This window comes from Burkholderia sp. THE68 (genome assembly GCF_009938265.1).
Taxonomy (GTDB): Bacteria; Pseudomonadota; Gammaproteobacteria; order Burkholderiales; family Burkholderiaceae; genus Caballeronia.
This window is the reverse complement of sequence record NZ_AP022315.1, coordinates 2,626,210-2,643,602: the sequence shown is the minus strand read 5'-3', so window position 1 is coordinate 2,643,602 and position 17,393 is coordinate 2,626,210. Positions and strand designations below refer to the sequence as shown.

The 17,393-nt window shown below is 61.4% G+C and carries 18 protein-coding genes and 1 riboswitch; of the genes, 12 read left to right on the top strand and 6 right to left on the bottom strand.

Translation table 11 applies throughout. The annotated features are described in order from the left end of the window. Positions 1 to 85 precede the first annotated feature (85 nt). The 11 genes from BTHE68_RS12580 (at position 86) to BTHE68_RS12530 (ending at position 11,379) form a co-directional block, all read left to right on the top strand. Positions 86 to 529 (top strand): CidA/LrgA family protein, encoded by a 444-nt coding sequence (locus BTHE68_RS12580; protein ID WP_162066567.1) that lies wholly within the window; start codon positions 86 to 88, stop codon positions 527 to 529. Positions 530 to 539: 10 nt separating this feature from the next. Beyond that, a complete protein-coding gene (locus BTHE68_RS12575) occupies positions 540 to 1,262 on the top strand; it encodes an LrgB family protein (protein ID WP_162066566.1) in 723 nt (240 codons plus the stop codon). An 82-nt stretch (positions 1,263 to 1,344) separates the two neighbouring features. Then, a riboswitch (S-adenosyl-L-homocysteine riboswitch) is annotated at positions 1,345 to 1,470 on the top strand. 31 nt (positions 1,471 to 1,501) lie between these two features. After that, positions 1,502 to 2,923, top strand: coding sequence for an adenosylhomocysteinase (ahcY, locus tag BTHE68_RS12570; protein WP_162066565.1), 1,422 nt, complete (start codon positions 1,502 to 1,504; stop codon positions 2,921 to 2,923). A gap of 84 nt (positions 2,924 to 3,007) precedes the next feature. Further along, positions 3,008 to 3,361: a phage holin family protein gene (locus tag BTHE68_RS12565; RefSeq protein ID WP_061173991.1), complete on the top strand. Its 354-nt coding sequence runs from the start codon at positions 3,008 to 3,010 to the stop codon at positions 3,359 to 3,361. 25 nt (positions 3,362 to 3,386) lie between these two features. Next, positions 3,387 to 4,226 carry a methylenetetrahydrofolate reductase [NAD(P)H] gene (gene metF, locus BTHE68_RS12560; RefSeq protein ID WP_162066564.1) on the top strand — a complete coding sequence of 280 codons (840 nt, stop codon included), beginning with the start codon at positions 3,387 to 3,389 and terminating at the stop codon, positions 4,224 to 4,226. A gap of 321 nt (positions 4,227 to 4,547) precedes the next feature. Further along, entirely contained in the window at positions 4,548 to 6,179 is a 1,632-nt protein-coding gene (locus BTHE68_RS12555) for an ABC transporter substrate-binding protein (RefSeq protein WP_162066563.1), read from the top strand. Between the two features lie 127 nt (positions 6,180 to 6,306). Further along, the gene (locus tag BTHE68_RS12550) at positions 6,307 to 7,317 is read left to right on the top strand and encodes an ABC transporter permease subunit (RefSeq protein ID WP_162066562.1); all 1,011 of its coding nucleotides are present in this window, start codon (positions 6,307 to 6,309) and stop codon (positions 7,315 to 7,317) included. A gap of 10 nt (positions 7,318 to 7,327) precedes the next feature. After that, positions 7,328 to 8,248: an ABC transporter permease subunit gene (locus tag BTHE68_RS12545; protein ID WP_162066561.1), complete on the top strand. Its 921-nt coding sequence runs from the start codon at positions 7,328 to 7,330 to the stop codon at positions 8,246 to 8,248. 1 nt (position 8,249) lies between these two features. Further along, positions 8,250 to 9,242 (top strand): ABC transporter ATP-binding protein, encoded by a 993-nt coding sequence (locus BTHE68_RS12540; RefSeq protein WP_162066560.1) that lies wholly within the window; start codon positions 8,250 to 8,252, stop codon positions 9,240 to 9,242. Continuing rightward, positions 9,239 to 10,243 (top strand): peptide ABC transporter ATP-binding protein, encoded by a 1,005-nt coding sequence (locus BTHE68_RS12535; RefSeq protein WP_162066559.1) that lies wholly within the window; start codon positions 9,239 to 9,241, stop codon positions 10,241 to 10,243. The genes BTHE68_RS12540 and BTHE68_RS12535 overlap by 4 nt, the downstream gene beginning before the upstream one ends. Positions 10,244 to 10,287: 44 nt before the next feature. Further along, the gene (locus BTHE68_RS12530; RefSeq protein WP_162066558.1) at positions 10,288 to 11,379 is read left to right on the top strand and encodes a TraB/GumN family protein; all 1,092 of its coding nucleotides are present in this window, start codon (positions 10,288 to 10,290) and stop codon (positions 11,377 to 11,379) included. Positions 11,380 to 11,395: 16 nt separating this feature from the next. Here the strand turns inward: BTHE68_RS12530 and BTHE68_RS12525 are convergent, their stop codons facing one another. The 5 genes from BTHE68_RS12525 to BTHE68_RS12505 form a co-directional block, all read right to left on the bottom strand. Further along, entirely contained in the window at positions 11,396 to 11,875 is a 480-nt protein-coding gene (locus BTHE68_RS12525) for a GNAT family N-acetyltransferase (protein WP_162066557.1), read from the bottom strand. Positions 11,876 to 11,889: 14 nt separating this feature from the next. After that, the gene (locus BTHE68_RS12520; RefSeq protein ID WP_162066556.1) at positions 11,890 to 13,293 is read right to left on the bottom strand and encodes a right-handed parallel beta-helix repeat-containing protein; all 1,404 of its coding nucleotides are present in this window, start codon (positions 13,291 to 13,293) and stop codon (positions 11,890 to 11,892) included. A gap of 14 nt (positions 13,294 to 13,307) precedes the next feature. After that, positions 13,308 to 14,006 (bottom strand): WecB/TagA/CpsF family glycosyltransferase, encoded by a 699-nt coding sequence (locus BTHE68_RS12515; RefSeq protein ID WP_162066555.1) that lies wholly within the window; start codon positions 14,004 to 14,006, stop codon positions 13,308 to 13,310. Positions 14,007 to 14,076: 70 nt separating this feature from the next. Continuing rightward, complete coding sequence (locus BTHE68_RS12510; protein WP_162066554.1) at positions 14,077 to 15,285, bottom strand: O-antigen ligase family protein; 1,209 nt, start codon at positions 15,283 to 15,285, stop codon at positions 14,077 to 14,079. Then, entirely contained in the window at positions 15,282 to 15,794 is a 513-nt protein-coding gene (locus tag BTHE68_RS12505; protein WP_162066553.1) for a hypothetical protein, read from the bottom strand. The genes BTHE68_RS12510 and BTHE68_RS12505 overlap by 4 nt, the downstream gene beginning before the upstream one ends. Here BTHE68_RS12505 and BTHE68_RS12500 point away from each other — a divergent pair. After that, positions 15,789 to 16,292, top strand: coding sequence for a hypothetical protein (locus tag BTHE68_RS12500; RefSeq protein ID WP_162066552.1), 504 nt, complete (start codon positions 15,789 to 15,791; stop codon positions 16,290 to 16,292). The two genes, BTHE68_RS12505 and BTHE68_RS12500, sit on opposite strands and share 6 nt — an antisense overlap. Before the next feature lie 32 nt (positions 16,293 to 16,324). Here the strand turns inward: BTHE68_RS12500 and pseI are convergent, their stop codons facing one another. Then, a complete protein-coding gene (gene pseI, locus BTHE68_RS12495) occupies positions 16,325 to 17,392 on the bottom strand; it encodes a pseudaminic acid synthase (RefSeq protein ID WP_232077879.1) in 1,068 nt (355 codons plus the stop codon). Position 17,393 lies beyond the last annotated feature (1 nt).

The following is a 17,393-nucleotide window of genomic DNA, read 5'->3' as shown; positions in this document are numbered from 1 at the left end:
TTCATTTTAATTATGCAAGGAGCGCCCATATACTCGGACTACAGGTTAACCCTAGTTCATTGATTTCATCGCAAAAGAGCCCGCCATGTCCGCCGTCCTGACGAACCCTTCGCAATCCGCCTTCGGCCGCTTTTTGCGCGTCGCGGTGCAGTCCGCCGCGCTCGCGGCGATCTGGGTCGCGGCGGATTTCGTCGCGCGCAAGCTGTCGCTGCCGGTGCCGGGCGGCGTGGTCGGCCTGGTCGCGCTGCTCGCGCTGTTGTTCTGCGGCGGCATCGCACCGCGCTGGGTGAAAGCGGGCGCGGACTGGCTGCTTTCGGACATGCTGCTGTTCTTCATCCCGGCGGCGGTCGCGGCGGTTCAGTACGGCGGCCTCTTCAAGGAGGACGGCTGGCGGCTCGCGCTCGTGGTGGTCGGGGGAACCTTGATGGTGATGGTGGCCGTCGCGTTCGCCGTCGACCGTGCGGCGCGCCTCGAACGCCATCTCGCGTTGCGCCGCGTGCTCGTCGCACGGCAGGCCGCGCGCGCGTGAGTCGGCCGACATGAACCACTTCTACGCCTCCCTCATCGAAGACGACGCCGCGCGCCTCATCGCGGCGGGCTGCTTCGTGCTGACCGTCGCGCTGTACTTCGCGGCCAAGCAGCTCTACGCGCGCTTCAGGCGGCCGTGGCTCACGCCGCTGCTCGCGGTGCCGGCGGTGCTCGCGCTGATCGTCGTGATGGCGCGCATTCCTTATTCGGTTTATTTCGCCGATACGCGCTGGCTCATGTGGCTGCTCGGCCCGGCGACGGTCGCGTTCGCGGTGCCCATCTACGAATACCGCATGCTCATCAAGCGGCACTGGATTTCGCTGAGCGTCGGCGTGACGGTCGGCATTCTGGTGGCGGTCGGCGGATCGCTCATGCTCGCGAAGCTGCTGCATCTGTCGCCGGAATTGCAGCGCAGTCTCGCGACGCGCTCGGTCTCGACGCCCTTCGCGCTCGCCGTCTCCGACAAGATTCACGCGCCGAAGGACCTCACCGCGCTTTTCGTGATCGCGACGGGCGTATGCGGCATGCTGTTCGGCGAGATCGTGCTCGCGCTCGTGCCGTTGCGCACGCGGCTCGCGCGCGGCGCGTTGTTCGGCGCGGCGGCGCACGGCGTAGGCACCGCAAAAGCGCGCGAACTGGGGAGCGAAGAGGGCGTCGTCGCCAGTCTCACGATGATGATCGCGGGCGTCGCGATGGTGCTGCTCGCGCCATTGCTGTCTGCGCTGCCTTTCTGAGCGCGGCAGAGCGCCGCGAAAAATCCCCACGCGCGTCTCAGAATCGGATCGTTCCCACGGGACTTTGCTACAATCGGCGTTCGCTTCCGAGGAGCGTTGCGACGGCCAGAAAACACACGGGCCGCCAGGCTCGGAGCATTCAATCCGGACGGTTCGAAGGCTGATCGAAAGCCCGCTGAGCCACCGCATCGAACGGCGCTCACGTCAACATTTCTAGACTATTTAGAAAGGAGGGCGTGATGAACGCCGCAGTTCTCGATTCCAAGAATTCCAAGGATTACGTCGTCGCCGACATGTCGCTGGCCGCATGGGGCCGCAAGGAACTCGACATCGCCGAAACGGAAATGCCGGGTCTCATCCAGACGCGCGAGGAATACAAGGCGCAGCAGCCGCTGAAGGGCGCGCGCGTCGCCGGTTCCCTGCACATGACGATCCAGACGGGCGTGCTGATCGAAACGCTCACCGCGCTGGGCGCGGACGTGCGCTGGGCCTCGTGCAATATCTTCTCGACGCAGGATCACGCAGCCGCCGCCATCGCCGCGGGCGGCACGCCGGTGTTCGCGTTCAAGGGCGAATCGCTCGACGAATACTGGGAGTTCTCGCACCGCATCTTCGAATGGCCGAACGGCGAGTTCGCCAACATGATTCTGGATGACGGCGGCGATGCAACACTGCTGCTCATTCTCGGCTCGAAGGCGGAGAAGGATCGTTCGGTCATCTCGAAACCGACGAACGAGGAAGAAGTGGCGCTCTACAAGTCGATCGCTTCGCACCTCGACGCCGATCCGACGTGGTACTCCACGCGCCTCGCGCACATTCAGGGCGTGACGGAAGAAACCACCACGGGCGTGCATCGCCTGTACCAGATGGAAAAGGAAGGCCGCCTGCCGTTCCCGGCCATCAACGTGAACGATTCGGTCACGAAGTCGAAGTTCGACAACCTCTACGGCTGCCGCGAATCGCTCGTCGACGGCATCAAGCGCGCGACCGACGTGATGATCGCGGGCAAGATCGCGGTCGTGGCCGGTTACGGCGACGTGGGCAAGGGCTGCGCGCAATCGCTGCGCGGTCTGGGCGCGACGGTGTGGGTCACGGAAATCGATCCGATCTGCGCGCTGCAAGCCGCGATGGAAGGCTACCGCGTCGTGACGATGGAATACGCAGCGAGCCGCGCCGACATCTTCGTGACGGCGACGGGCAACTACCACGTCATCAACCACGACCACATGAAGGCGATGCGCAACAACGCGATCGTCTGCAACATCGGTCACTTCGATTCGGAAATCGATATCGCTTCCACGCGCCAGTACACGTGGGACAACATCAAGCCGCAGGTCGATCACATCGTCTTCCCGGACGGCAAGAAGATCATCATTCTGGCCGAAGGCCGTCTCGTGAATCTCGGCTGCGCAACGGGCCATCCGTCGTTCGTGATGTCGAACTCGTTCACCAACCAGACGCTCGCGCAGATCGAACTGTTCACGCAAGGCGAGAAGTACGAGAACAAGGTCTACGTGCTGCCGAAGCATCTCGACGAAAAGGTCGCGCGTCTGCATCTGGGCCGCATCGGCGTGGAACTGACCGTGCTGTCGGACGAGCAGGCCGGTTATATCGGCGTCGACAAGAACGGCCCGTTCAAGCCGAACCACTATCGCTATTAATCGCAGGCGGCGGCGTTCGTTCGCACGGGGGCACGCGCACCCGTGCGACGCGCGCGAGCTGACGCATCAACCGGAGAACCTTCGATGACCGTGCTGCTGACATGGCTGATCAACGCGCTCGCGCTCCTGATCATTACCTATCTCGTGCCGTCGATCCACATCCGCAGTTTTGGCACGGCGCTCATCATCGCGGTGGTGCTCGGGCTCATCAATGCAGTGCTGAGGCCGCTTCTCATCATCCTCACGCTGCCGGTGACGATCCTCACGCTCGGGGTCTTCATACTCGTCGTGAATGCGCTGTGTTTCTGGCTGTGCTCGTCGCTGCTGAAGGGCTTCGAAGTGTCGGGATTCTGGTCCGCGTTCTTCGGCTCGATTCTGTACAGCATCGTGTCGTGGCTGTTGTCGGCGCTCATTTTCGGGAACCGCAACTTCGGCTGACGTCGCCGCTCGATCATCCACCATCATGAAACCGATCGAACTCTCATTCGAGTTTTTCCCGCCGAAGACGCAGGAGGGCGTGGACAAGCTGCGCGCGTCCCGCGCCGAGCTCAAGAAGCTCTCGCCCAAGTTCGTTTCCGTGACCTTCGGCGCAGGCGGCTCCACGCAGCAAGGCACGCTCGACACCGTGCTCGAAATGGCCACGGAAGGCTTCGAGGCCGCGCCGCACCTTTCGTGCATCGGCTCGTCGCGGGACAGCCTGCGCGCGATCCTTTCGAACTACCGCGAGCACGGCATTCGTCATATCGTCGCGCTGCGCGGCGATCTGCCTTCGGGCATGGGCGAAGTCGGCGAGTTGCGCTATGCGTCGGAGCTCGTGGCGTTCATTCGCCAGGAGCACGGCGACTGGTTCAACATCGAAGTGGCCGCGTATCCGGAGTTTCATCCGCAATCGAAATCGCCACGCGCGGACCTCGAAAACTTCGCCCGCAAGGTGAAGGCGGGCGCGAATTCCGCGATCACGCAATACTTCTTCAACGCCGATTCGTACTTCAGGTTTGTCGAGGAAGCGCGCAAGCTCGGCGTGGACGTGCCGATCGTGCCGGGCATCATGCCGATCACCAACTTCTCGCAACTGATGCGCTTCTCCGACATGTGCGGCGCGGAAGTGCCGAAGTGGATCGCGCGCCGGCTCGAAAGCTTCGGCGACGATCGCGAGTCGATTCGCGCATTCGGCGTCGATGTGGTGACCGGTTTGTGCCAGCGCCTCGTCGACGACGGCGCGCCGGGGCTGCACTTCTACACGCTCAACGGTTCGTGGGCCTCCAAAGCGATTTGCGAAGGCCTCGGATTCAAAAGCATCTGATCTGCATCAATGCTTCACCCGCGCGGCGTTCGTCGCGCGGTTCTTGTTTCTTCTCCCATGAATTTCGCCTTTTTTTGCCAGCAAAGAGCCGGGCGCGCAATATTTCGTCGTCCGGTCTATCACGTCTGTGCATGAGCGATAACATACCCTTATCGAAGTGCCACCGGCGACAAACTCTAGTGGGGAAAACCAAGCGCGCATGTCACTTTTGTTCGTGCTAGGGTAGCGCCCGACTTTGCGCACACGCGTCGAAAACCGGGCGGTGCGATCAAGTACACTCGCGCTACGCCGGCCAGAAGCCGGCATCGACTTGGAGGAAACATGAACAAAAACAGCCTGTTGCGAGCCGTCCGCATGTCGGCGCTCGCGGGCGCCGTGGCCACGGCATCGCTCTTCGCAGCGAGCGCGGCGAACGCCGCCATCCCGAACAAGACGCTCGTGTACTGTTCGGAAGGCAGCCCCGCCGGTTTCGATCCGGCCCAGTACACGACCGGCACCGATTTCACCGCGAACACCTTCACCGTGTACAACCGTCTCGTCGAGTTCGAGCGCGGCGGCACGAAGGTCGAGCCGGGTCTCGCAGAAAAGTGGGACGTTTCGTCCGACGGACTCACCTACACGTTCCATCTGCGTCACGGCGTGAAGTTCCAGACGACGTCGTTCTTCAAGCCGACGCGCGAATTCAACGCGGATGACGTGATCTTCACGTTCAACCGCATGCTCGATCCGAACAATCCGTTCCGCAAGGCGTACAACGTGCAGTTTCCGTACTTCACGGACCTCGGCATGGACAAGCTGATCTCGAAGATCGAGAAGGTCGATCCGTACACCGTGAAGTTCACGCTGAAGGAAGTGAGCGCGCCATTCATCCAGAACATGGCGATGGAATACGCATCGATTCTGTCCGCCGAGTACACGGACAAGCTGCTGAAGGACGGCAAGGCCGCCGACATCAACCAGCAGCCGGTGGGCACGGGTCCGTTCATTTTCCGCAGCTATACGAAGGACGCGACCATCCGCTTCGACGGCAATCCTGATTATTGGAAGCCGAACGCGGTGCAGATCTCCAAGCTGATCTTCTCGATCACGCCGGACGCCGCCGTGCGCGTGCAGAAGCTGAAGAGCAACGAATGCCAGGTGATGAGCTATCCGCGTCCGGGCGATATCGCGGCGCTGAAGTCGGCGTCGAATGTCGATACGCCGTCGCAGGCGGGCTTCAACGAAGGCTATGTCGCGTACAACGTCACGAAGAAGGACCTCGGCAACACCGACGTGCGTCGCGCGCTCGACATGGCGATCAACAAGAAGGCGATCATCGATTCCGTGTATCAGGGCGCGGGCCAGCCGGCCACCGCACCGATGCCGCCGACGCAATGGTCCTATGACAAGAACCTGAAAGGTCAGGCTTACGACACCGCGAAGGCGAAGGAACTGCTCGCGAAAGCGGGCTTTCCGAACGGCTTCGAGATCACGCTGTGGGCGATGCCCGTGCAACGCGCATACAACCCGAACGCGCGCCTGATGGCGGAAATGATCCAGGCCGACTGGGCGAAGATCGGCGTGAAGGCGAACATCGTGTCGTACGAGTGGGGCGAGTATCTGAAGCGCGCGCACGCGGGCGAACATGACGCGCTGCTGATCGGCTGGACCGGCGACAACGGCGACCCGGACAACTGGCTCGGCACGCTGCTCGGCTGCGATGCGGTGAAGGGCAGCAACTTCTCGAAGTGGTGCTACAAGCCGTTCGACGAGCTCGTCGTGAAGGGCCGTTCGACGACCGATGTCGCCGCTCGCACCAAGGCTTACACCGACGCGCAGCAGATCTTCGCGCAACAACTGCCGTTCTCGCCGATCGCGCACTCGACGGTCTATCAGCCCGTCAGCAAGAAGGTGACGAACATGAAGATCGAGCCGCTCGGCTACGTGCGCTTCGATGGCGTCGGCATGCAATAAGGTTTTGCTGCGGAGCGCTTTTTGCACTAAACCATAACTAATCGAAAAGGTCCGGCGGCGCGGGTCGAAGTACGATCCAAGCCGCCGGACACGTTTTGAGTCCCTCCAATACCGAAAAAAGGCGATCATGTTCCGATTCGTTTTGCGACGCATAGGAATGGTGATACCGACGTTCATCGGCATTACGATTCTCGCGTTCGCGCTCATTCACCTGATTCCTGGCGACCCCATCGAAGTGATGATGGGCGAGCGCGGCGTCGACCCGGCGATGCACGCCGAAGCCATGAAGCGCCTCGGCCTCGATCAGCCGCTTCCGATCCAGTATCTGACCTATGTCGGCCACGCGCTGAAGGGCGATCTCGGCACCTCGATCATCACCAATACGAGTGTGATGGGCGAGTTCCTCGCGCGCTTTCCCGCGACCGTCGAGCTGTCGATCTGCGCGATGATCTTCGCGCTCGTCGTCGGATTGCCGGCGGGCGTCGCGGCTGCGTTGAAACGCGGCACGGTCGTCGATCACAGCGTGATGGGCACCGCGCTCACCGGCTATTCGATGCCGATCTTCTGGTGGGGCTTGATCCTCATCATGTTCTTCTCGGCGAAGCTCGGCTGGACGCCGGTGTCGGGCCGCATCGCGGTGGAATACGACATTCCGCACGTCACCGGCTTCATGTTGATCGACTCGATCTTCTCGACCGATGAAGGCGCGTTCAAATCGGCGGTGTCGCATCTGATTCTGCCGACCATCGTGCTCGGCACGATTCCGCTCGCGGTCATCGCGCGCATGACGCGCTCCTCGATGCTCGAAGTGCTGCGCGAGGACTTCATCCGCACGGCGCGCGCGAAGGGCTTGTCGCCGCTACGCGTGATCGTCGTGCATGCGCTGCGCAACGCGCTGATTCCCGTGGTGACCGTGATCGGTCTGCAGGTCGGCACGCTGCTCGCGGGCGCGGTGCTGACCGAGACGCTGTTCTCGTGGCCGGGCGTCGGCAAGTGGCTCATCGACGCCATTTCGCGTCGCGATTATCCGGTCGTGCAAGGCGGCATTCTGATGATCGCGACGCTCGTGATCGTCGTGAATTTGGTCGTCGATCTGCTCTACGGCGTGTTGAATCCGCGCATTCGCCATACGAGGTAACTGGAAAGATATGGCCGATATTCAAAACAACCTCCCGCCGCAAGCGGTGATGCCGCCGCCGTCCGGCCGCATGGTCGCGGCGCGCGAGTTCTGGGCGAACTTCTCGCGCAATCGCGGCGCTGTCGTCGCGGGCGTGATCGTGCTTTTGTTGATCATCGTGGCGATCACTGCGCCGCTGATCGCGCCGCACAGCCCGATCGAGCAATACCGCGACTACGTGAAGATTCCGCCTGCGTGGCTCGAAGGCGGCAACCGCATGTTCCCGCTCGGCACCGATGAAGCCGGCCGCGACATCCTCTCGCGCCTGATGTACGGCGCGCGGCTGTCGTTCTGGATCGGTTTCGTGTCGGTGATTCTCGCGCTGATTCCGGGCGTCGTGCTCGGTCTCATGGCCGCGTTCTTCAGCTGGCTCGACACGCCGATCATGCGCGTGATGGACGTGCTGCTCGCGTTGCCGTCGCTGCTGCTCGCGGTCGCCGTCGTGGCGATCATCGGGCCGGGACTCGTCAATACAATGCTCGCCATCGCGATCGTCGCGCTGCCGGGTTATGTGCGCCTCACGCGTGCATCCGCGCTCGGCGAACTGCAGAAGGAATACGTGACGGCATCGCGCGTCGCGGGCGCGGGCACCGTGCGGCTGATGTTCTCGCAAGTGCTGCCGAACTGCGCCGCGCCGCTCATCGTGCAGGCGACGCTCGGCTTCTCCTCCGCGATTCTCGATGCCGCCGCGCTCGGCTTCCTCGGCCTCGGCGTGCAACCGCCGGCGGCGGAGTGGGGCGCGATGCTGGCATCGGCGCGTGATTACATCGAAAGCGCATGGTGGATCGTGACGATGCCGGGTCTGTCGATTCTGGTCTCGGTGCTCGTCATCAACCTGCTCGGCGACGGTCTGCGTGACGCGCTCGATCCGAAACTCAAGCGGATGGGCTGACATGAACGATCTTCTGACTATCCGTAATTTGCAGGTGACGTTCGGCGGCACCCAGGCCGTCGATCGCATCGATCTTTCCGTGAAGCCGGGCGAAGTGGTCGGCGTCGTCGGCGAATCGGGCTCGGGCAAGAGCGTCACGATGATGGCGCTGATGGGCCTCATCGACGCGCCCGGCAAAGTGACCGCCGATCAGGTCACGTTCGACGGCAAGGACTTGCTGAAGGCATCGGCAAGCGCGCGTCGCAGGATCATCGGCAAGGACATCGCGATGGTGTTTCAGGATGCCCTCACGAGCCTGAACCCGAGCTATACCGTCGGCTATCAGATCAAGGAAGTGCTGAAGCTGCACGAAGGCCTGCGCGGCGATGCGCTCAACAGGCGCGCGCTCGAACTGCTCGATCAGGTCGGCATTCCGGACGCGAAAAGCCGCATCAACGCGTTTCCTCATCAGATGTCGGGCGGCATGAACCAGCGCGTGATGATCGCGATGGCCGTCGCGTGCAATCCGAAGCTGCTGATCGCCGACGAGCCGACTACCGCGCTCGACGTGACGATTCAGGCGCAGATCATGGAACTGCTCGTCAAGCTGCAGAAGGAACGCGGCATGGCGCTCGTGCTGATCTCGCACGATCTGGCCGTCGTGTCCGAAGTGGCGCAGCGCGTCGCGGTGATGTACGCGGGCGAGATCATCGAAACGAATCATGTGCCGACGATCTTCAGCGACCCGCATCATCCGTATACCGAGGCGCTGCTTGCGGCGATTCCCGAGCATTCGCGCGGTGCGGAGCGCCTCGCGGCCTTGCCGGGCATGGTGCCGGGTAAGGACGACCGGCCGAGCGGATGTCTGTTCGCACCGCGCTGCAAGTATGTCGTCGACGATTGCTGGAAGGGCAGGCCGGGTCTGCTTCAGCTCGACAAGAACGATCCGGCCGTGCGCGCGCGTTGCATCAAGCCGTTGAACATCGATGTGGTGGTGGAAGGAGGCGCGCGATGAACGCCGTACCGCAGGAAATCAGTCAGGACATCGTGCTCGCGGCCGATCAGCTCACGAAGCACTACGACGTGAAGCGCAGCGCGTTCAAGCACGGCACGGTGAAGGCGCTCAACGGCGTGTCGTTCGAACTGAGGCGCGGGCGCACGCTCGCGGTCGTCGGCGAATCGGGCTGCGGCAAGTCCACGCTCGCGCGCCAGTTGACGATGATCGAAGCGCCCACGTCGGGCCGCTTGCTGATCGACGGTGATGATGTCGCGGGCGCGAGCAAGGCGAAGATCGCGGAATTGCGCCAGCGCGTGCAGATGGTGTTTCAGAACCCGTTCGCGTCGCTGAATCCGCGCAAGACTGTCGAGCAGACGCTCGGCGAGCCGCTCGCGATCAACACATCGCTTTCGTCGACGGAGCGCGCCGAGCGCATCGCGAAGATGATGCGCACCGTCGGCTTGCGGCCGGAGCATGCGACGCGTTACCCGCACATGTTTTCGGGCGGGCAGCGTCAGCGCGTGGCGATTGCGCGGGCGATGATTCTCGATCCGCAGATCCTCGTCGCGGATGAGCCCGTGTCCGCGCTCGATGTGTCGATCCAGGCGCAGATCCTGAACCTGTTCATGGATCTGCAGCAACAGTTCGGCACGAGCTACGTGTTCATCTCGCACAACCTGTCGGTGGTCGAGCATATCGCCGACGACGTGATGGTGATGTACTTCGGCGGCGTCGCCGAAGTAGGCGACAAGAAGACGATCTTCGCGAAGCCGCGCCATCCGTACACGCGCGCGCTGATGTCCGCGACGCCCGCGATCTTCGAGGAAGACCGGACCATCAAGATCAAGCTGCAGGGCGAGATGCCGTCGCCGCTCAATCCGCCGTCGGGCTGCACGTTTCATCAGCGCTGCCCGTACGCGATCGAGCGATGCCGTGTGGAGGAGCCGAAGCTGCGCGCGGTCGATGGACGCCAGGTGTCGTGTCATCGCGCCGAGGAGGTCGGCGAAGGCGAGGCCTGAATCCGAGCGAGTGGGCGCGCGTGGCGTCACGCGAATGTTTTAAGATGTGCGTCGTGCCGGATTCATTCGACAAGCCGCGCTTCGTGCGCGCGGCGTTCGCCAAAACGACAGCCATCGTGCTGTCGTTCGTGCTGTTTACGGCGGGTGTTTGCGTCTCGCCGGCGGGCTTCGCCGTGGTCGGATCGCGCACGCCGCAGGCCGCGGGCGACGCGGGGTCCGCCGCCGCGCCCGCCAATCCGGTTGCGCCGCCGCGCGCTGATCGCTCGGAAGGCACGACCGCGAGCGGCCCGGTGCGCGCGCAGCCGCCGCGCATGCCGTTTTACGTCGCGACCAAGGGTACGACGACCATCTATCTGCTCGGCACGCTCCATGTGGGATTCGCGAGCGACTATCCGCCCGAGCAACCATTTCGCAAACCGATACTCGCGGCGCTGGATGCATCGCCGACCTTGGCGCTCGAAATTTCTCCGGACGAACTGCTGCTTTCTCAGGACGATGTGAACCGCTACGGCATGTGTCGCAGCGAGTGTCTGATCGACTATCTGCCGGACGCGATGTGGAAGAAGGTCGAGACGCGCATGCGCGGCAATCCGGAAGCGTTGAAGGAGTTGCGGCATACGCGGCCGTGGCTCGCGTCGATGCTGATCGAAACGTACGACACGTTGAAGGCGGGTTTTCAGAGCGAGTACGGGACCGAGGCGCAGTTGCAGAACGTCTATCTGCGGGCGAGAGGGAAGATCGTCGGGCTGGAGACGCTGAACGAGCAAATCTCGACATTTACGCGGCTCACGTCGGCGCAGCAGCGGGAGATGCTCGCGCAGGATCTGGTGCAGACGCCGGCGGAGAATGTCGCGGACGTGAAGGAGCTGCATAGGCTATGGCGCATCGGCGATGCGGACGCTTTGAAAGCCTGGGATGACGCGAAGAGCAGCAAGCTCGCGAGGAATCCGGCGCTGGCGGCGCAGGTCGACGGGCGGGTGGTGTATGAGCGAAACCGGCGCTTCGTGCAGCGGATGGTTGGGCTGGCCGCGCCGGATAAGCCGGTGTTCGTGGCGATCGGGGCGTTGCATCTCGGGGGAGCGAGGGGGGTGGTGGAGCTGTTGAGGAAGAGGGGGTTCGTGGTGGTGCCTGGTTGATCGACGCTAGTTTGCATCACGTGGAAGAAGCCTCGCGGCAGAAATGCAAAACGTCTCGATCCTCGGTGAACAGGCGCATCCCGGCAGCTTCGGCCACTTTTACAGACGCTTCATTCCCAATCTTGATTTCGGCACGAACCGGGCATTTGCGAGCGACATCGTCTGCAACCGTACGGACCATGCGCGTTGCCACACCCTCGCCGCGTGCATCCGGCGCAACTGTCCACGATAACTCGGCCGTGCCGTCCGGCCCATGGTCGACGCGCACCGTGCCCACCGGGCGCCCGCGTTCCTCAGCGATGAGTATCACCCGCTGCGAATTGGCGAGGCTCGCGGCCAACCAGGTTTCGTGCCGGTCGCGGGAGATTTCGGATGTGTCGTGACTGCTGCGCCGTGTAATCGGATCGTTTCTCCAGTTGAAGAGCAGATCGGAATCCTGCGCGGTCGCTTTTCTCAAAGTCAGCATGTCGTGGGTATCCAGATTTGAAGAAGCCATCGAATCGTTCGAGGTCAGACCTGTTCGACTAGGACTCGCCCGTTGCCCGATGGCGAAACCGGTCCGCCTGCATTCGAATCAAAACTGCAGTTCCGCGCGACGACTGTCGCGCCGTACGCATTGATGCCATAACGTCCCGACCCGGTAGCGGCACAGCGAGAGAGCGTGGATTCGTCGGCGCCCGCCGAGGTGTTGAAGCCATCTCTGAACGCTCGTTCGGCCACGCAGTCGATGAGCCTGACGCGTCGACTGCCATTCACGATGCTAAAGCCATTGAAGTCGGCGCTGCCCGAACCTTCGGTTCCCGCAGAAACGGAAAGGAGCCTCATTCCGGTCGTATCGTCGGCGGGCTGCCCTGCATGCCCGAAGTTGAAGCCGTGGAAATACGCATTCGCCTTGCTCGAACAATCGACCACCAGCGACTCCTTTGAGTCGCAGCCTATGCCCGAAGCGCCCGCGAGACACGTCTCTACATTGGCGATTTTATTGCGCGCCGACGTCGGGCCACCGACCTGCACGCCGCTCCAGCTTTCAGCACCGCCGTAGGTTTTCATATCGTGGACGACGCTGTCGCTCACGTCGAAGAGCCAGACGCCCTCGCGACCATAGTCGATCAGACGGTCGATCGAAACGGAATGATTTCGTCCGCCCAGCAGATGTATCGCCGCGCCCGAACGCGTCCGAATTGCTTTGGAAAAGCGGTTGCCGCCTGCTCGCGCAAGGTGTATCGCGACTGACGAGCAATGGCTGAAACGAACCAGCTCATGCTCCGCATCTAATGCCTGGCGCGCCCTGGCTCCGTCGATGCTGCCGTTGCCGATGAGCGCGATGTGTGAATTGCCCTGCTGCGGATCGGCATTTGTGAATATGGCCGCGCGCGCAGACGCACGGGCCGACATCTCGATTACGCCGTCTATGACAACGGTCGCATGAGAGGGAAGTTGCACATCGAGAGCTGTGCAGCGCTGGTCCTGCGGAATCCAGGCATAGACGTCCGGCTCCGCGAGTGCGCGTTCCAGCGGGACCGTGCAGTCACCGTCTTTCACCGGCCCGAATTGTCTTATGTCGACTAGTCGCGTTGAATCGGGCAGCCAGGTTCTTCCCAGCGCGTCGGCAAGATACCCTCCGGCGTCTCGTCCAGTGACATCGCGGACAAAGAAGCGCTTCTGCCGACTTTCCGACGGGCTGGCATTTCGCAGAAAGACGCGGGTTGCAGGTCCCGCGTACCCGCTCAGGTCAGACGACGAGTTGAGAATTTCGAGATCGCTTGGACCATAGCGCACCCCGGTGGACCGCAGTAGCGCAGCTTCGAGCTCCGATGGCTCCCGAAACGCCCGCGCGGCGACCGATCTACTCGAGCGAGCAAGCAAACCGAGACCCGCCCCGGACATTTGCAGGGCACCCAGTGATTTCAGCATCAACCGTCTGCGATTCATACGGTAGACCTCGACACCTTGCTCATCGCGAAGCCAAGGCAATCCTTGATGATGAAAAGTACGGCTATCGGATAACCGCAGAAGTAGCGTTTGAACAGCTTTGGCTCGTCGTAGATTCGATAGGCCCAGCGCAACTGGGAACGATCGATCCAGGCTGGATAGTAATGAGCGCCCTTACTGGCAGTCTGGTGCAGAAATCCGCCGCATGTATAGCCGGTGCCGGTCCAACCGAGAGCACGGAGTTCGTAAAGAAAGCGTTCCTGATGCGGCGTTCCCATGCCACAGATTATTACATTTGCTTTGGAGTCCAGAACGTCGTGCAGAGCACTAGTTCGATCAGCGTCGCTCAGAAAGTAGCCGTTTCGACTGCCGCAAATATCGAGCTCCGGAAACTTTTCGACCAATACGGAGACCGCGCTGTCGAGATTGGCCTGCGTAGATCCGATGATGTACACACGCTTGCGCGATGCCGCCGCATCTTGAAATACGCGCGGGGCGAGAGACGTCATGTCGAAACTCACACGATCGATGCGCCCGGACCAGAATATCGACAAAATTCTCACTAGCAACTGACCGTCGATTCCCACCTTGCCGCAGGCCGCGAAAAGGTCAGGATGGTCCCGGAGAATCATGTATGAGTGAGGATTCAGAAAGATGACTGACTGGCCCGAACAATCATCACTGTCGCTGCTCATGATTTTGTCGAATATCAGCCGGACCAGATTGGACTTCTTGTGTTGCACGAAAACGGCCCACCCCAAACAATTACGTGTTCCTGCCGCGCTCGCTGCCGAGCGTTCCGCCCAGCATGAACAGGGCAGGGAGACAAAGCTGATAGAAATAGAGCGGATTGGTGAACTGAAATATCAGTTGCTGGGAAAAGATCAGGATCAGCGCCGATATCCTTTCTGCTCTGCTGGCCTGGCTTCGTCGCGAAAGAACCAATCGCGCTCCGCCGAAAAGCGCCAGGATGTAGATGGCCGAGCCGACTACGCCCAACTCGGAAAGTGCCCACAAGAACTCGAAGTGCGGGCCGACATCCTGAATTCCGGTTTGTGCCTCGAACCATTTTGGGAAGCCCCCAATGCCGAGGCCGAACATGAACTGCGAAGTCGAGATATGTGAGAAATAGGTGGACAGGATCATCAACCGAAAATTGGTCGAAGTGTCGTTCCCTTGATCACCGAATGAAAGCGCGACTCGTGAACCTATTTCCGTGTTGTTCAACACCCAGCCGATTGCGAGCGGGGCGATGCTAAACGTGACGAGCAGCAGGATCACGCGAAGGTAAACCGATCGGTGATACGCAATGACGGTGAGGCTCAGCACGAGCAATCCGGCGACAGCAATCGCGCGCGTTCCCGTAAGAAAGGAGCAAACGACGAGAAGCAACGAGAGCGCAAGATGAACCTTCGATCTCGTCCGTATGAGAAAGTAGGCGTTCGCCAGCAGAAAGATCATGCAGACGGATGCGTAGCCCGGAGGGCTGCCGAGGCTCCCTGGAAACCTTATTGCGCCGTTCATCGCGAGTGCGCGGCCCGCCAGCAAATCGATCAGCGATTCCGCGACGTAGATCAGCGAGCTTCCCAGAACGATATTCCGGGCGAAGCGCCACCAGTCTTCCCGATCGCGCTTCGCCCATGAGTAGGCCATCCAGAAGATCAGGACGAACGACGCAATGCGAAGAAAGTACGAAACGTATTCCTGTGGCGAATTGCGCATCGCGGAAATAGCGAGCCCGTAAAGAAAGAAACTTCCCAACCCTATGACGCATCGGGGGACGGAATCTACTTTCCGAGTGAGCACGAACAACGCCGCGATCATCGCGAACAGCACGAGAACGACCGCCGCCCGAACGTCCTTGTCGATGATCTGCGCACCGCCTCGAATGGAGACGTATGAATATCCGGTGAACGGGAGATACACCAGGAACAGAAAATACAGCCCTAACGCCGTCAAACTCGAAGACTTCATTGATCGAGCTTTTCGAACGTCGAAATAGAGGGAAGCGAACTCAGGAACGTGTCATCTGCCGGCGCGGGAAAATGCGCGGCATAAACTACGGCGCGTCGTCCGGCCAGCGTGGCGTCGAACAAACCTGACGAACGCGATGCCACGACGACGTCGGACCACATCAAATCGTCCTCAAGACTCGTCTCGCCATCGCTGATTTGCAGAGCATTTCGGTCGAGTTCTCGATAGATCGCGATATCGTCGCGCGGATGAATGCGCAGACGACATTCGCAGTGCGCCGATCGCGCGGCGAAGTCGCTGAACGCGGCGAAGTCCGCTGTCTGCCGATCATGGCCGGTTTGCTCGCCATGCCAGAGATATGCGCTGCCGAGGAACAGGATGCGCTTCTTGCCGAACGCGTCGCGGCGCACGGTTGCGCGTATCGCGGCGTGCCGTGGCAACGGTGAAACTGCGATACGCTGCGCGCTTGCACCGTGAAAGCGCAGCACATCGGCGACGGAAGCGTGCATGACGCTTATGTCATCGATCATGCGGCTTACGCCCACCGTGCTCGGCACGAATTCGTCGAGGTTCAAGCACTCGGCCAGCCGTTGCATCCTGCGCTTCGCGACAGCGCGAACGCCTTTCTCGCGCGTAAGCAGTCCGTCGAGCATGACGGTGACGCGACAGTTGGTCCTTCTGACTCGCGCTGCCTTGACGATGATCTTCTGCAACGCGCCGTCATTTCCAAGAACGACGTGATCGAACGAGCCGATTTCGTCTCGCGCCCACGACCGGAACCGCATGCAGATCCTGGCGCGTTGCAAACCGCCCGATCGATAGAACGCTCTGGCCGTTCGTTCGACGCGACTGATCAATGGCGTCAGTTTGTCGTCGAAGAACCGCGCTGTCGATTCGTGCGTGGCGCCGTCGAGAAGCAGAATCGACACAGCCTCGCCGCGCGCGATGGCCTCGCGGGCGAGAATGTTGAAGTTCTTTGCGTGCGTATCGTTTTGAACGACGAATAAGGTCGGCATAGACGTTTGCGGGCCAGCGGACTTTATTGAGTGACCAGAATGTCGCGCGGCACCGGCTCGCCTGCCGCAAAGTCCCTTGGAGCTGTCTGTCCGATCAGCGCGTCGTAGTGCTTCGGTGCGAGTCCATACCCGGGACGAATGCTCCTGACGTTTTCAGGCGAGAACTTCTCACCGGCGGCAACCGGTTTCACGATATACAGTGAGCGTCGGAATTTCTGATTCGGGGCTTCGCTTTCCTGGACCTGATAAGTCACTTTGCCCATCGCGTCCCAGCAACGCCGTGCTTCGGTCGTGAGCGCAAGGAGACTGTCCGGCTCAAGGCTGAAGCTGTCGTCGGGGCCGCCTCCGTTGCGATCGAGCGTGACATGCTTTTCGATGATCGAAGCGCCGAGCGCTACGCTCGCGATCGCGGTCGTGTTGTCGATCGTGTGATCGGACAGCCCGACCACCACGCCAAAGTGATCGATCATGTCCCGGATTGTGTGCAGGTTGTAGTGCTCGGCAAGCGCAGGATAGCCGCTCACGCAATGAAGTATGGCGAGTTCGCGACAGCCGGCCGAACGCGCGGCTTCGATTGCCTCGCTGATTTCATCCTTGGACGCCATGCCGGTCGAAATCACCAAAGGCTTCTTCGTGCTCGCCGCATATCTGATGAGCGGAAGATCGACCGCCTCGAATGAAGCGATCTTGTACGCCGGTGCATTCAGATCCTCGAGAAGATCGACGGCGGTGGAATCGAACGGCGAGCTGAAGATGGTTATGTCCTGCCGGCGCGCGTACTCGAACAGCGGTTTGTGCCAGTCCCACGGCATATGCGCCCATTGATAGAGCTCATAAAGCGATTTGCCGTCCCACAATCCGCCGTGAATCATGAAGTCGGGACTGGTCGAGTCGATCGTGATCGTATCGGGCCTGTAGGTTTGCAACTTCACGGCGGCCGCGCCGGCCTTCTTTGCCACGTCGATGATGCGCAGCGCGGTATCGAGATTGCCGTTGTGATTGGCCGACAGTTCGGCGATCACGTAAGGTGGATATTCCGGCCCGATCGGTCTGCCGGCAATCTGCATTTTTGGCGTGAGTTTCTGTGTCATT

Coding starts and splice junctions, on each gene's coding strand:
- BTHE68_RS12580 (WP_162066567.1), top strand. CDS start 86: ATGTCCGCCGTCCTGACGAACCCTTCGCAATCCGCCTTCGGCCGCTTT.
- BTHE68_RS12575 (WP_162066566.1), top strand. CDS start 540: ATGAACCACTTCTACGCCTCCCTCATCGAAGACGACGCCGCGCGCCTC.
- ahcY (WP_162066565.1), top strand. CDS start 1,502: ATGAACGCCGCAGTTCTCGATTCCAAGAATTCCAAGGATTACGTCGTC.
- BTHE68_RS12565 (WP_061173991.1), top strand. CDS start 3,008: ATGACCGTGCTGCTGACATGGCTGATCAACGCGCTCGCGCTCCTGATC.
- metF (WP_162066564.1), top strand. CDS start 3,387: ATGAAACCGATCGAACTCTCATTCGAGTTTTTCCCGCCGAAGACGCAG.
- BTHE68_RS12555 (WP_162066563.1), top strand. CDS start 4,548: ATGAACAAAAACAGCCTGTTGCGAGCCGTCCGCATGTCGGCGCTCGCG.
- BTHE68_RS12550 (WP_162066562.1), top strand. CDS start 6,307: ATGTTCCGATTCGTTTTGCGACGCATAGGAATGGTGATACCGACGTTC.
- BTHE68_RS12545 (WP_162066561.1), top strand. CDS start 7,328: ATGGCCGATATTCAAAACAACCTCCCGCCGCAAGCGGTGATGCCGCCG.
- BTHE68_RS12540 (WP_162066560.1), top strand. CDS start 8,250: ATGAACGATCTTCTGACTATCCGTAATTTGCAGGTGACGTTCGGCGGC.
- BTHE68_RS12535 (WP_162066559.1), top strand. CDS start 9,239: ATGAACGCCGTACCGCAGGAAATCAGTCAGGACATCGTGCTCGCGGCC.
- BTHE68_RS12530 (WP_162066558.1), top strand. CDS start 10,288: ATGTGCGTCGTGCCGGATTCATTCGACAAGCCGCGCTTCGTGCGCGCG.
- BTHE68_RS12525 (WP_162066557.1), bottom strand. CDS start 11,875: ATGGCTTCTTCAAATCTGGATACCCACGACATGCTGACTTTGAGAAAA.
- BTHE68_RS12520 (WP_162066556.1), bottom strand. CDS start 13,293: ATGCTGAAATCACTGGGTGCCCTGCAAATGTCCGGGGCGGGTCTCGGT.
- BTHE68_RS12515 (WP_162066555.1), bottom strand. CDS start 14,006: ATGAGCAGCGACAGTGATGATTGTTCGGGCCAGTCAGTCATCTTTCTG.
- BTHE68_RS12510 (WP_162066554.1), bottom strand. CDS start 15,285: ATGAAGTCTTCGAGTTTGACGGCGTTAGGGCTGTATTTTCTGTTCCTG.
- BTHE68_RS12505 (WP_162066553.1), bottom strand. CDS start 15,794: ATGCACGCTTCCGTCGCCGATGTGCTGCGCTTTCACGGTGCAAGCGCG.
- pseI (WP_232077879.1), bottom strand. CDS start 17,392: ATGACACAGAAACTCACGCCAAAAATGCAGATTGCCGGCAGACCGATC.